The sequence below is a fragment of the Streptomyces changchenzhani genome (assembly GCF_039766235.1).
Lineage (GTDB): Bacteria > Actinomycetota > Actinomycetes > Streptomycetales > Streptomycetaceae > Streptomyces.
Genome location: NZ_JBDHNH010000005.1, coordinates 521,864 through 535,193, shown reverse-complemented (window position 1 = coordinate 535,193; position 13,330 = coordinate 521,864). Strand labels below are relative to the sequence as shown.

Annotated in this window: 13 protein-coding genes; 7 read left to right on the top strand and 6 right to left on the bottom strand. The window is 73.8% G+C overall.

Features of this window, described 5'->3' with window-relative positions; all coding sequences use genetic code 11:
* The first annotated feature begins 233 nt into the window (after window positions 1-233).
* The 3 genes from ABCR94_RS19330 to ABCR94_RS19320 all read left to right on the top strand — a co-directional run bounded on the left by ABCR94_RS19330 (window position 234) and on the right by ABCR94_RS19320 (window position 3,818).
* Window positions 234-1,445 (top strand): lycopene cyclase family protein, encoded by a 1,212-nt coding sequence (locus ABCR94_RS19330; protein ID WP_347120655.1) that lies wholly within the window; start codon window positions 234-236, stop codon window positions 1,443-1,445.
* A gap of 64 nt (window positions 1,446-1,509) precedes the next feature.
* Window positions 1,510-2,247, top strand: coding sequence for a class I SAM-dependent methyltransferase (locus ABCR94_RS19325; protein ID WP_347120653.1), 738 nt, complete (start codon window positions 1,510-1,512; stop codon window positions 2,245-2,247).
* Window positions 2,244-3,818: an FAD-dependent oxidoreductase gene (locus tag ABCR94_RS19320; RefSeq protein ID WP_347120652.1), complete on the top strand. Its 1,575-nt coding sequence runs from the start codon at window positions 2,244-2,246 to the stop codon at window positions 3,816-3,818. The genes ABCR94_RS19325 and ABCR94_RS19320 overlap by 4 nt, the downstream gene beginning before the upstream one ends.
* Before the next feature lie 159 nt (window positions 3,819-3,977).
* Here ABCR94_RS19320 and ABCR94_RS19315 read toward each other — a convergent pair whose 3' ends face one another.
* From ABCR94_RS19315 to ABCR94_RS19295, 5 genes are all read right to left on the bottom strand, one after another.
* Entirely contained in the window at window positions 3,978-5,003 is a 1,026-nt protein-coding gene (locus tag ABCR94_RS19315) for a Rieske (2Fe-2S) protein (RefSeq protein WP_347120758.1), read from the bottom strand.
* Between the two features lie 8 nt (window positions 5,004-5,011).
* Window positions 5,012-6,112, bottom strand: a complete 1,101-nt coding sequence (locus ABCR94_RS19310) for a phytoene/squalene synthase family protein (RefSeq protein ID WP_347120650.1) — start codon at window positions 6,110-6,112, stop codon at window positions 5,012-5,014.
* Entirely contained in the window at window positions 6,109-7,677 is a 1,569-nt protein-coding gene (locus ABCR94_RS19305; protein ID WP_347120648.1) for a phytoene desaturase, read from the bottom strand. The genes ABCR94_RS19310 and ABCR94_RS19305 overlap by 4 nt, the downstream gene beginning before the upstream one ends.
* The gene (locus ABCR94_RS19300) at window positions 7,674-9,077 is read right to left on the bottom strand and encodes a polyprenyl synthetase family protein (protein WP_347120647.1); all 1,404 of its coding nucleotides are present in this window, start codon (window positions 9,075-9,077) and stop codon (window positions 7,674-7,676) included. Before ABCR94_RS19300 ends, ABCR94_RS19305 begins: the two co-directional genes overlap by 4 nt.
* 252 nt (window positions 9,078-9,329) lie before the next feature.
* Complete coding sequence (locus ABCR94_RS19295) at window positions 9,330-10,415, bottom strand: B12-binding domain-containing protein (protein ID WP_347120646.1); 1,086 nt, start codon at window positions 10,413-10,415, stop codon at window positions 9,330-9,332.
* A 116-nt stretch (window positions 10,416-10,531) separates the two neighbouring features.
* Between ABCR94_RS19295 and ABCR94_RS19290 the strand changes: the two genes are divergently transcribed.
* From ABCR94_RS19290 to ABCR94_RS19275, 4 genes are all read left to right on the top strand, one after another.
* Window positions 10,532-11,188 carry an RNA polymerase sigma factor gene (locus ABCR94_RS19290; RefSeq protein ID WP_347120644.1) on the top strand — a complete coding sequence of 219 codons (657 nt, stop codon included), beginning with the start codon at window positions 10,532-10,534 and terminating at the stop codon, window positions 11,186-11,188.
* 222 nt (window positions 11,189-11,410) lie between these two features.
* Window positions 11,411-12,016: a DUF4383 domain-containing protein gene (locus ABCR94_RS19285; protein WP_347120757.1), complete on the top strand. Its 606-nt coding sequence runs from the start codon at window positions 11,411-11,413 to the stop codon at window positions 12,014-12,016.
* Between the two features lie 30 nt (window positions 12,017-12,046).
* Window positions 12,047-12,283, top strand: a complete 237-nt coding sequence (locus ABCR94_RS19280) for a hypothetical protein (RefSeq protein ID WP_347120643.1) — start codon at window positions 12,047-12,049, stop codon at window positions 12,281-12,283.
* Between the two features lie 135 nt (window positions 12,284-12,418).
* Entirely contained in the window at window positions 12,419-12,754 is a 336-nt protein-coding gene (locus ABCR94_RS19275) for a YkvA family protein (protein ID WP_347120642.1), read from the top strand.
* A 98-nt stretch (window positions 12,755-12,852) separates the two neighbouring features.
* On the opposite strand, the gene ABCR94_RS19270 is transcribed toward ABCR94_RS19275, so the two are convergent.
* Complete coding sequence (locus ABCR94_RS19270) at window positions 12,853-13,302, bottom strand: RNHCP domain-containing protein (protein ID WP_347120641.1); 450 nt, start codon at window positions 13,300-13,302, stop codon at window positions 12,853-12,855.
* Window positions 13,303-13,330: the final 28 nt, after the last annotated feature.

Here is a 13,330-nt window from a genome sequence, read left to right as displayed (position 1 = left end):
CATCGGCCGACCGGGGTGGCGGCGCCGAAAGCATCCGTTCGTGCAGCCGCCGGGCCGCTTCCCGTAGCTCATTGCTCATCTGGTCGTTCCCCCCGCGAGGGTTGTTCCCCGCACATTCTGGTCCGCCAACCGGCGCGGCACAGTCGGTTGGCGGTATCGGCCCGGACTCGCCCCGGCCGTGTGCATCCGCCGACCGGCCGGGGGCCGTATGACTGGATGTGAAGGAGCTTTTCGTGACCAGTGCGAGCGGCGCGAGCGGCGCGGACGTCATCATCGTCGGCGCGGGGGCCGCCGGTCTGTCCCTCGCCCATCACCTCGCCGCGGCGGGCGGCCGGGGCGGGACCACACCCACCATGGTCGTCGTGGAGGCCCCGGACGGGCCGCTGCGGCCACCCGAACGCACCTGGTGCTTCTGGGAGGAGGGGGACGGCGCCTACAAGGAGGCCGTCGTCGCCTCCTGGAGCAGGCTGCGCGTGCGGGCGGCCGACGGGCGGGCGGTGGAGGGCGAAGCGGGCCCGCTGCGGTACAAGATGATCCGCTCCGGCGGCTTCGAGCGGCTGGTCGACAAGCGGCTGGCGGCCTGTCCCGAGGTGCGCCGCGTGCGGGCCACCGTCGATGTGGTGCGCGATGTGGCGGCGGGCGCCGAAGTGCTGTGCACCACGGCGGGCGGCGAGCGGCTCACCCTGCGCGGCCGCTGGGTCTTCGACTCGCGTCCGCTGCGCCGGCTGCCGCCCGCGCGGAGCACTCTGGTGCAGCACTTCCGGGGGTGGTTCGTCCACACGGAGCGGCCCGAATTCACCCCGAGTGTCGCCGACCTGATGGACTTTCGTACCGAACAGCCCGCCCACGGCCTGTCGTTCGGGTACGTACTGCCGCTCGGCCCACAGGATGCGCTCGTGGAGTACACCGAGTTCTCCGCCGCCCCGCTGACCGGACCGATGTACGAACAGGCGCTGCGGCACTACACCCGCGACGTCCTGGGGCTCGGCGCGTTGCGGATCGTCTCCACCGAGCAGGGGGCGATCCCGATGACCGACGCGGTCTTCCCCCGGCGCGTCGGCGCTTCCGTGTTCCGTATCGGTACGGCGGGCGGCGCCACCCGCCCGGCGACCGGGTACACCTTCGCGGCGGTGCAGCGGCAGAGCAGGGCGATCGCCGCCGCCCACCGGCGCGGCCGGGTGCCGGTGCCGCCGCCCGCGCATCCGGCCCGCGCACGCGCCATGGACGCGGTCATGCTGCGCGCCCTGGACACCGGGAGGGTCGACGGCGCCGACTTCTTCACCGGGCTCTTCGGCCGGACGCCAATGGAACGGATGCTGCGCTTCCTCGACGGCCGCACCCGGGTGTGGGAGGACATCGCGATCGGGCTGCGGACCCCCGTCGGCCCCATGCTGCGCACCGTCGCCGAGCTTCCGCTGCTCCCCCGCCGGGAGCAACGCCCCTGACCCCACAGCTGTCCTGCCCCGCCCCCTCGCCCACCACGGACCCGACACCCCGAGGAACATATTCATGAGTCTCCTGCGCGACGAAGACCTCGCCACCGCCTTCGATCACGCCGCGCACACCTACGACCGGCTGGTCGCGGCGAACCCCGGCTACCACTCCCACCTGCGGCGCTCCGCCCGCCGGCTCGCGCTGCCCTTCGGCGGCGCGGGCATGCGTCTCCTTGACCTGGGCTGCGGCACGGGCGCGTCCACCAGGGCGCTGCTCAAGGCGGCGCCGTACGCACAGATCACGGCGGTCGACGCGTCCGCGGGCATGCTGGAGCGGGCGACGGCCAAGTCGTGGCCGTCCCAGGTGCGTTTTGTGCACGCCCCGGTGGAGGGGCTGTCCGACATCGACGCCGGCGGCCCCTACGACGCGGCGTTCGCCGCCTACCTGTTCCGCAATGTCTCCGACCCCGACTCGGTCCTGGCCTCCGTGCGCGATCTGCTGGTGCCCGACGGGCGGCTGGCCGTGCACGAGTACACGCTGAGCAACGCGTGGGTGTCGCGGGCCCTGTGGACGGCGGTGTGCCGGGGAGTGGTGTTGCCTGCGGGCACCCTGACCGGCGACCGGGCGCTCTACCACCACCTGTGGCGCAGCGTCCTGGCCTTCGACCGGGCGCCCGCGTTCCGGCAGCGGATGGCCGGGGCCGGTTTCCGGCATGTCAGGTACGCACCGATGCCCGGCTGGCAGACCGGGATTGTGCACACCTTCGTCGGTGTCGCGGACGACACCGCCACCTCCGGACGGGGTGGGGCATGAGCACGGGCCGTGCCCCCGCAGGGGCCGCGCGCCGGGGCCGGGACCGCCGGGCGCAGGTCCTGCTGCCCACGCCAGGCCGGGACCGGTTCACCGACCCGAGCACGGCGCCGCGCGTCGCGGTGGTCGGCGGCGGCATCGCCGGGCTCGCCGCGGCCACGGGGCTCGCCGAACGCGGCGTACACATCACCCTGTACGAGAAGGAGTCCGCACTCGGCGGCCGACTGGCGGGCTGGCCCGTGGAGCTGGCCGACGGCTCGACCGCCACCATGAGCCGCGGCTTCCACGCCTTCTTCCGCCAGTACTACAACCTGCGCGGCCTGTTGCGCCGGGCCGACAGCGGCCTGACCTCGCTCACCGGCCTGCCCGACTACCCGCTTCGGCACAGCAGCGGGCTGAGCGACAGCTTTGCCAGGGTGCCGCGCACACCGCCGTGGAGCGCGCTGGGATTTGTCGCGCTCAGTCCCACCTTCGGGTGGCGGGACCTGGCCCGGATGGACCCCGTCGCCGCGCTGCCGCTGCTCGATGTGCGGGTGCCCGAGGTGTACGAGCGGCTCGACTCGACCAGCGCCTGGGACTTCCTGGCCGCCATCCGCTTCCCGGAGGCGGCCCACCACCTGGCGTTCGAGGTGTTCTCCCGGAGCTTCTTCGCCGATCCGCGTGAGCTGTCCGCGGCGGAGCTGGCGCTGATGTTCCACATCTACTTCCTGGGGTCGTCGGAGGGGCTGCTCTTCGATGTCCCCGACGAGCCGTTCCCGCAGGCCCTGTGGGAACCGCTGGGGCGCTATCTGACCGGCCACGGCGCCCGGTTGCTGACCGGTACGCCCGTCGGCCGGGTCGAGCCGCTGCCCGGCGGTGACCTGGAGGTGAGGACGGACGGGGCGCCGCCCGAGCGCTACGACGCGGTGGTCCTGGCCCTGGACACCGGCGGGCTGCGCGGCGTCGTCGAGCGGTCGCCCCGGTTGTGCGACGCGTCGTGGCGCGCCCGGATCGGCGGGCTGCGGAACGCGCCGCCCTTCCTCGTCTCACGGCTGTGGCTGGACCGCCCCGTGCGGGCGGAGCGCGCCGGGTTCCTGGGGACCAGCGGCTACGGGCCGCTGGACAACGTCAGCGTGCTGGAGCGCTGGGAGGGCGAGGCCGCCAGGTGGGCGGCGCGCACCGGTGGCTCCGTGCTCGAACTGCACGCCTACGCCGTGGACCCGGCGGCCGACCGTGACGCCGAACAGGGGCGGCTGCTGGCCGAGTTGTACCGGGTGTATCCGGAGACGCGGGACGCGAAGATCGTGGACGCGCGGCACGAGTGGCGCGCGGACTGCCCGCTGTTCCCGGTGGGCGGCTACCAGGACCGGCCCACGGTCCGCACCCCGGACCCGGCCGTGACGGTGGCCGGGGACCTGGTGCGGACCGGCCTCCCGGTGGCGCTCATGGAGCGCGCGGCGACCAGCGGATTCCTCGCGTCCAACGCCCTGCTGGAGCGCTGGGGCGTGCGCGGCCAGACGCTGTGGACTGTACCCCGCAAGGGGCGCTCGGGACTGCTGCGGGCGATCGCGGGAGTGGGGGGCGGGCGGGGCTGAGGTGTGATGCGGGGGCGGGGCTGACCGACTGCGGGAGCGGGGCACGGGCCTCGTACCGGAGACGGCGTACGTACCGTCCCCTCCCGTACGAGCCCCCTGGGGCCCGGGCCCTGAACTCCCGGGCCCCCGACCCCGCTCCTCCTTCGATTCCGCCGGGTATCAGCCGGGGAAGCGGCCTGTGGTGCGCAACTGCCAGCGGCGTTGCGCGTAGGCGAGGTCGTCCCGCCACAATCGGCCCGCCGCGAGCCGCATCAGCGGGCGCAGGGCGGGCGCCGCCGCGCGGGCCGCGGCGAATCCGGGGCGCCCCGACATGGCGATGACGGCTTCGACCACCGCGGTGCGCGGGCGGCCCTGCGGGTCCGGGGCGAGCGGCGTGGCGTGCGTCTCGACGACCGAGGTACGGCCCTCGCCCTCGGTGATGTGCATGACGACGGTGCGCGGCTCCGGCGCGCTGAACACCGCGCGCACCGGCACGACGACCCGGCCCGCCAGCTTGAAGGAGACGTCCACGGCGAAGCCGTCGTCCTGGTCGGGGTCCCCGTCCGCGGGTGTGCTGACCACCGTCAGATCCACGAAGGAGTACGGGTGGAACCAGGAGCCGTGCCACGGATCAAGCCGGTTCGCCACGATGTCCTCGGGCTCGCAGATGCCCACCGCGGAGTACACCGCGTCCACCGCGCCGGCGGCCGGCCGCTCGGGGACGATGGGCTTCGGGGTCGGTTCCTCGCCACCGAGCGCGTCCAGTCTGACCCAGGCCAGCACCCCGTCGTCGTGGGCGGGATAGGGCTCCCAGCCGGCGAACGGCGCACCGTTCAGGGCGAGTCCGTGCCAGTGGCAGACGACGGTGCCGCAGTGCACCCGGCTCTCCCGCAGAGGGGCGCCCAGGTGGGGGCAGATGCCGGAGCCCGCCGTGAGGCGACCGGACGCGTCCCGCCACGCGATGACCTCGGTTCCGCCGACGTTACGGCCGAACGGCTGTTCGCCCCGGCCGATGTCGCGGCTCGCGCCGAGCACGTACCAGTTGCCCGACGGACGGGCGCAGGCCCGCTTGAGCGCGTCCGAGATCAGCGCGGGCTTCGCGTCCCGCCAGGTGGGCCGCTGGCTCGTCCAGGGCACGGGCCGTCGCAGCCGCAGCGGGAAGCGGGCCCCGCGCCGGCCCGGTCCGGAGGGCGTACCGGGGGTCATGCCGGGGGTCATGCCGGGTCTCCTTCGCCGAGCGGCTGGAGCGGGTGAAGCGGGTGAAGCGGCTGCACAGGCTGCGCGGAGCGCAAAGGCTGTCCGGTGTCCGCCCGTTGCCGCGCCGCCCCGGGCTGCCGCACGGCCGGGGTGTCGGCCACCGGGCGACGCGGGCGCCGTACGCACGCGTCCCACAGCCGGGCCGCCGCGATCTGTCCCACGCCGCCGAGCGCCACCGCCGCCCGCCGTCTGCGGGGCACCACCGAGCGCCGGTGCAACGAGGCGTAGCCGTCGTCGGCGACGGCGTCCAGGATGCCGCCGTAGAGCGTGTACGCCGTCCGGATGCAGGGCCGTACCACCGGGTCGAGCATGTCCAGGCCGGGCGCGGCCTCGCGGTACACACCCCGGGCCAGCTCGGCCGCGTCGGTCAGGGCGGCCCGGATGCGCGGGTCGGTGCAGCCCGTGTCGCGGCTCCAGCGCAGCAGCTGCCGGTCGACGCCGTGCGCGGCGAGCAGGTCCGTGGGCAGATAGATCCGGCCGCGGTCGAGGTCCTCCCCCACGTCGCGCAGGAAGTTGGTGAGCTGGAAGGCGACACCGAGCGCGGCGGCGTGCGGGGCCGCTTCCCCGGTCGGGACCACCGTGCCCAGGACGGGCAGCATCTGGAGGCCGATCACCGCTGCCGAGCCGTGCATGTAGCGGGCGAGGTCGTCGTACGTCGGATAGTCGGTGACGTCCAGATCGCTGCGCATCGACCACATGAAGTCGCCGAAGTGCCGTGGATCGATGCCGTAACGCGTGGCGGTGTCGGCGACCGCCATGACGACGGGCTCGTGGGTCGCACCGCCCCGCAGCGCCGCGTCGAGGTCCTCCTGGAGCACCCGTAGCGCGGTGTCACGCTCCGCCTTGCCGACCTCCCCGTCCAGGTCGTCGACGATGTCGTCGGCCCAGCGGGCGAAGCCGTACAGGGCGTGCACGGCGGGGCGCCGGTCCGGCGGCAGCAGGCGGGTGGCCAGGAAGTACGTCTTGCCGTGCCGCGCGTTGAGCAGCCGGCAGTGCGTGTAGGCCGCGCGCAGCGCCGGGTCGGTGATCCGCGCGGCGTCGAGTTCACGTCGGGTCATCGCGGGGTGCCTTTCGCGGGGGCGGGACGGGGCGGCGGCGGCGCGGCCGACCGCAGCCGGGAGACGGCGGAGCGGGGGCGGGTGCGGGGTCCTGTGATGCGGGCCGCGGCGAGCTTCCCGGAGATCAGGACGGTCGGCACGCCGACTCCGGGGGTGGTGCCGCAGCCGGCCAGCACCACGTTGTCGACACCCCGTACGAGGTTGCGCGGCCGGAACGGGCCGGTCTGCGCGAAGGTGTGGGCCACCGAGAACGGCGTACCCGCGGCGTGTCCTTCGGCCGTCCAGTGCACCGGGGTCACCACGTGCTCCTGCTCGATGGAGTCGCCGAACCCGTCAAGGCCGCGCCGCTCCAGCTCGGCCACCAGGCTGTCGCGATAGCGCGGGGCGAGGTCGTGCCAGGCGCGGACGTCGGGTCCGGTGTCGGTGTTGGGGCAGGGCGCGAGGACGTAGTGCAGATGCTTGCCGTCGGGGGCGAGCGAGGGGTCGTGCGTCGTGGGCCGGGTGATGAGCAGCGAGGGGTCGCTCATGAGGCGGCCGGTACGGGTGATCTCGTCGAAGGTCTGCTTCCAGGCACCGCCGAAGGAGATGGTGTGGTGCGCCAGGTCGTCCCAGGTGCGGTTGGTTCCGGCGTGCAGGATGACGGCGGACGGCGAGTGCCGCAGGGCGATCGGGCGGCGCGGGGCGCGTCCGAGCAGCCGGTGGGCGACCGGCAGGTCCGGGGTGAGGACGACCGCGTCGCAGGGGATCCGCTCGCCGGTGGAGGTGTGTACGGCGATGACCCGCCCCGCGGACCGCTCAAGGCGGGTGACTTCGCTGCTCCAGTGGAACTCGGCGCCCGCGTCCCGCGCGGAGTCGGCCAGCGCGCGGGGCAGGGCGTGCATCCCGCCGCGCGGGAAGTAGACGCCGGCCACGGTGTCCATGTACGCGATCACCGCGTACGCGGCGAGGGCGCGGGCGGGCGGCACTCCGGCGTACAGGGCCTGGAAGGAGAAGACGCGGCGCAGCCGTTCGTCGGACAGGAAGCGGCCGATCTGGGCGTCGAGGGTGCTGAATCCACGCAGCGCCGCGAGACGGGCCAGGTCGGGGTGCAGGAGCTGGAGGGGTGAGTCGAAGTTGGTGTCGATGAAGCGGCGCATCTGGGCGGCGTACAGGTCCTGCAGCCAGCGGCGCAGCCTGCGGTAGCCCGCGGCCTCGCGCGCTCCGGCGAACCGGCGGATCTCCTCCTCCATCGCCTCGGCGCCGGTGTGCACGTCGAGGCCGGAGCCGTCGGCGAACCTGGCGCGGTAGGCGGGGTGCAGCTCGATGAGGTCCAGCCGGTCGGCCAGCGAGTCCCCGACTGCAGCCAATGCCTCGTCGACCAGGTGCGGCATGGTCAGGACGGTGGGTCCGGTGTCCGCCGTGAACCCGCCGAGGTCGAGGCGGCCCGCCCGGCCGCCGGGCAGGTCCGCGCGCTCGACGACGGTCACCCGCCGCCCGGCGCCGAGCAGATGCAGGGTGGCGGCGAGCCCCGACAGGCCCGCGCCGACGACGACGACATGGCCCGTGGGGCCGGGGACGGTCCTCATCGGCCACGCCCCATGTTCTCGGCGCCGACGCGGCGGGCTGCGGGGGCGACGGGGGCGGCCCCGAGCGCGATCAGCCTATTCCCCGGCTCCGGGGAGTTCGCCGTGAGCGGGGAGTCCGAAGGCGTCGCAGACACCAGGGAGTTCGGAGAGATCGGGACGGCGATACCGTCCACGCCCGCGGCCACCGCAAGGAGTTCGGACAGTCGACTGTGGGCACGCGGATCCATGGGAGCGCTCCTGAGATGGCGTCGGCTGTGCAGCACCAGCCGTTCGATCTTCGACTCGACGACGGCTCGCGCCCCGGTCTCCTCCAACACCGCGCGCACACGGCCCAGTTGTACGTCGGTCAGGTCCACCGCGCCGAGACCCGCGGCCAGCACGTCGAGCGCCGCCGTGTCCCCCGAGGCGTCGGCCCTGGAGCGGGCCACCGCCACCAGGTATGTCAGCTTGCCCTCGCGGATGTCGTCGCCCGCCGGCTTCCCGGTCAGCGCCGGGTCACCGAACACGCCCATCAGGTCATCGCGCAGCTGGAAGGCGATGCCCGCACAGCGCCCGGCGGAGCACAGGGCTGCGGTCGTCCGGTCGTCGGCTCCCGCCAGCGCCGCGCCGAGGGCCAGCGGGCGTTCCACCGTGTACAGCGCGCTCTTGAGGCAGGCGATGCGCACGGCCCGGCTCAGCGACGCCGACCCGGTGGCCTGGGCGTGCAGATCGAGGTACTGGCCCGCGACCATCTCGGTACGCATGGCCTGCCAGTGGTGGCGCACGCGCCTGCGGGCGTCGGTGTCGAGCTCCGAATCGGCCACCAGGTCGTCGGCCCAGGCCAGCGCGAGGTCCCCGGCGAGGATCGCGGCGGACCGGCCGAACGAGCCGCCGGAGCCGCGCATCGAGCGGCGCCCGTGCTGCCGCGCGAAGTCGATGTGCACGGCGGGGGCGCCGCGGCGCAGCGCCGAACCGTCCATGACGTCGTCGTGGATCAGCGCGCAGGTCTGGATGAGTTCGAGAGCGGCGGCCACATTGAGGGCCGCCGCGGCCTGCGGGCCGCCGTCGGCGCCGCCGCCCGCCCGCCAGCCCCACCAGGCGAAGGCGGCCCGCCAGCGCTTGCCGCCGCGCAGGGCGAAGTGTTTCACCCGTTCGGCGACATCGTCCGCGAAGACGGCGTCGACCTCGGTGGCCTCCGCGAGCCGGGTGTCCAGGTACGCGCCGAGTACCTCCTCGACGGCTCCGGCGATGTCCGCGTCCGCCCGGGAGAGCGGTGCACGGCCCTGGCGGTCCGCGGCCCCGCACGCGTGACCCCGCTGCGCTTCGTGCTCGGACGCCTGCTCACGGCCGCCCGTGCCCGGTTCGCCGTGCCCCGTGCGGTGGCCGGCGGGGAAGGGCCGCATCGCCCTGGTGGGGGGCATCGCTTGTCCTCTTCTCGCGTCTCTACGGTCGTCGGGTCGCCCTTGATTCCCCCCGGAACGCATTTACGGATGCACCAGCGTTTGCCCGATCTCACGCGGATGTCCCAGGAGGTGCCGCCGACCGGGCGAACGTGCGGCCCTGCTCGGGTCCTCGCGGACTGCTTCGCCTCGGGCCCGCGTGGGCCATTTCGGCGCGGGCCCATGCAGGCTACTTCGGCGCGGGGCGTCGGCTGCCGGGGGCGCGGCGGTCCATCACGGTACGCAGAGGTCCGCCACCGTGTTGATGGCCTCTTCGAGGCCGCGGGGCCGGACCGTGCCGGGGAGGTGCAGGCCCGACCAGCCCGGTCCCGCGACGATCATCGCCGGACGCGTGCGTGCGCCGCGTACGCCCCAGCCGATGGAGCCGATCTGCTGGGCGAGCGGGCGGCTGGCCGTTGCGCGGGACTGGGCCCACAGCACCACGGCCGCGGGTCCGGTACGGCGTACCGCTTCCTCCAGCGCCTCGGCCGGCACCGCCGCCCCGAACATCCGCACCAGGACGCCGCGTTCGCCCAGACCCGCGGCGAGCGCTTCGAGCGGCAGGGTATGCATCTCCCCCGGTACGCAGGCCAGGAGCGCGGGCGCGACACGGGCGGGGCGCCCGGCGGGCGAGGCGGCCAGCCTGCGCAGTGCGGTCGAGATGTGCCAGGACATCAGGTGCTCGACCTCGATGTACCGCTCGCCCGAGGTCTCCCACTTACGTCCCACCGCCCGCAGCGCGGGCATGATGACGGAGTCCCAGGCGGTGACGAGGCCGTGCTCCGCGATCGCGGCGGCCAGCAGCTCGTCGATCGAGTCCGCGTCGAGCCGGACGGCCGCGCGGGCCAGGCCCCGGCACTCCTGCCGGACGTTGCCCAGCGGCAGTCCGGTGCGTGAGCCGGGGCCGCGCCTCGGCGGCCGATCCTCACTCGGCGGCGTGTCCCCACCCGGCGGCTGATCCGTACGTGGCGGCTGATCCGTACCGAGCGGCTGATCCGTACGTGGCTGCGTGGCCTCCCGCTCCGCGGCCCGGACGGGCTCCGCGGCATCGGCGCCCGCGAGAGCCGCGCGGGCCGCCTCGGCAGGGGGCACTCCGGAGCTGGTGAGCCTGCACATCCGCTCCAGGACGGCGATGTTCTGGGGCGTCCAGCGCCGGTGCCTGCCGCCTTCGCGGGCGGCGGGTCCGATCCCGTACCGCCGGTCCCAGGAGCGCAGGGTCATGGGCGAGATGCCCAGTCCCCTGGCCACGGCACCGGTGCTCAGGCCCGTGGCGAGGACGACCGGTGGGGATACGGCCGAGGGGCCCCGCGAGTCACTCACTTCTTCACCATACGACGCACAACCGATGCATGTTGCCCCGGTTGTGGCGGTTCGGAAACGCTGAGCCAACCGCAGCGCAACCGGCCGCGCCCCGGCCGGCAGGAGGAGCGACGCTCATGGTGTCAACCACCGCACAAAGCCCGGCCGCTTCCCGCGTCCCCGAGCGAGCGCCGTCCGAAGAGACCCTGGGGGCCGAGGAGTTGGCCGCGGGCCTGGTGCGCGGGGACGAGCGCAGCTTCGCCGCCGCCTACCGCCTGTGGAGCCCGCTGGTCCACACGCTGGCTCTGCGCGCCCTACGGGACCCGCGCGAGGCCGAGGACGTGACCCAGCAGGTCTTCCTCGCCGCCTGGCGCGGGCGTCTCGGCTACCGGCCCGAGCGGGGGCCGCTCGTCGGCTGGCTGGTGGGCATCACCCGGCGCAAGACGGCCGACGCCCTCTCGGCCCGCACCCGGCGCGGCGAACTCACCGCCGCGGCGTCGGCCGCTGGGCACAGCGCACCGGCGTTCCGCGGTCCCGGCCCGGAGGCCGCCCTGGACCGGGTGCTTGTGACCCAGGCGATGCGGGAACTGCCCGATATCCAGCGGCACATGCTGTGCCTCGCGTTCTACGCCGATCTCACGCACGCCCAGATCGCCGAGCGGACCGGTGTCCCGCTGGGCACGGTCAAGAGCCATGTGAGACGAGGTCTGCACCGGCTGCGGCGCTGCCTCGACGGGCAGGCCGACGTACAGGCGGACATACGGGCCGACGGGCAGGCCGACGTACCGGCATAGCCGCCTCGGCCGGGCCCGACCGGGAGGGTCGCGCCCCTGGCCGCCGCCGCGAGTGCCGACGGGCGGGCCGAGAGCCGAACGATGCGCAATCGGCGCAATCTGCGAAAATGGGACTGCGGGTCGACTGTGGAAGGTGCGGTGTATCGCCCACACGCCCACCGGGCACCACCAGGCACCACCAGGCACCACATGGCACCCACGGGCACCACCGAGGAGGCAGTCATGCGGCTCAAGGACGAACTGCCGGTCGACCATCGGCTGGCTACGGTCTACCGGGCGGGCGCCGCGCTGTGCGGGGCCATCCTGATCGTCTTCGGGAGCCTGGGTTTCGCCGACCGGCTCAGCTTCTTCGACACCACCGGCTCCCAGGTCGCAGGCCTGTCCACCAACGGCCTGCTGAGCCTGATCTCGATCGTTGTAGGTCTCGTACTCATCGGCGGCGCCGTCGTCGGCGGCAATACCGCGTCGACCGTGAACATGGCGGTGGGCGCGTTGTTCGTGCTGAGTGGATTCGTCCACCTCTTCATCCTCGACCGACCGGCGAACATCCTCGACTTCAGCATGTCCAACGTCGTCTTCAGCTTCGTCATGGGCCTGTTGATCATGACGTTCGGCATGTACGGCCGGGTCACCGGCGGCCTCCCCCACGACAACCCGTACTGGCGTCGTCGCCACCCCGACCGGGCCGCGCGCGAGGATTCCGCGCGCCGCGCCCGGCCTGCTGGCGCACCCGCCCTGCACCCGGGGTCCGACACACCGGTGACAGCCGCCCCGGACCGCATCCAGCAGGGGCCCCCGAACGGAAGTGGTAGTCGCAGGACGACCTGATGGCCCGGCCGAGATCCAAGGCGGACGGCGGTGGAAGTTCACCTTGATCACACCCAACTGGCCGAGCTGGCACTGGCCCGCAACGACCCCGAGGAGTCGTGCGCCGAGACCGCGCACCTGCTGAGGTGCGCGCACTGCCGGGGAGAACTCGACGCACTGCGGCGGGTCGTGGACGCCGCGCGCGCCGCGTCCCCTTCGTTGCCGCTCGTCCCGCCTCCCGACCACATCTGGGACGCCGTCGCCGAGGACGTGTCCCGGGAACCCTGAGGCGAGGGCGCCTCGGGAGACCCGTGCGGCGTACGGACGCGTGTCGCGCTGGGCCGACCGGGTCACACTCCGCGTCGCCGCGCCGCAGCGGGGTAGACGTCCTGGGACGGGACCGCCGTCCCAGGGGAGGCGACGATGAGTACCGAGGCCAAACTGATTCTGGCTGCCGTGACCGTAGTGGTGGTCGCGACGCTGGTGTTCACCGCGGTGCTGCTGGTCCGGCTGGTCCGGGCGAAGCGGCACTTGCGGCAGGCGGGCGTGCCGGTGGGGAACAAGCTCGCCTTCTGGGGTGCGCTGCTCTACACGATCAGCCCGGTCGACCTGCTGCCCGATCCCATCCTCCTGGACGACATCGGCGTACTGCTCCTGGCACTGCACTCGCTGCGGGCCGCGGCCGAGGCGGCGGCGGGCCGGGGCGGGCAACCGCTCAAGGCGGGGCTGCCGGTGGAGCACGCGGGTCAATGGCGATAGGGGTCGGTGGCAGTCGACGGCGTAAGCGGTGGCCTGCCCCCCGCATCCGTTCAACGACGGGATGCGGGGCGGCAGTCGACTGATCGGCCGAACACCCGCTAAATGAGGCCGAGCCGCTCCAGCGGGAACGGCGGGCGGGCCAGCGGACCGACCGCGAGCCTGGTCAGCGGCAGGACGTTGTCATCGCCCGCCGTGCGGTTGGCATGGAGCACGCCGCAGCCGGCGCAGCGGTGGACGAGTATCCATTCGCCGTCACCGCGCACGGAGATGGCGAGGGGCTCCATCCTGGCCCCGCAGTCGGCCGCCCGGTCGCCCGGGGTGTCGTCGAGGTGACGGCTCCACAGGCAGTTCGGGCAGTGATTGCGGTGGGTGGTGCCTGCGGCGGCCATCGATACGTCGAGACCGCAGTTGAGACAGCGGAAGGACTCTGCGCGCGCCTCGCTGCGCGCCCTCCTGGAGGTATTGCGGGCGGAGGTGTCGCGGGTGGCCGGGTTACGGGTAGCGGTGTCGCGGGTGGCGGCATTACGAGCGGCGGTGTTGCGGGACATCGTGAGAACGACTCCTGAAGTGATGCGC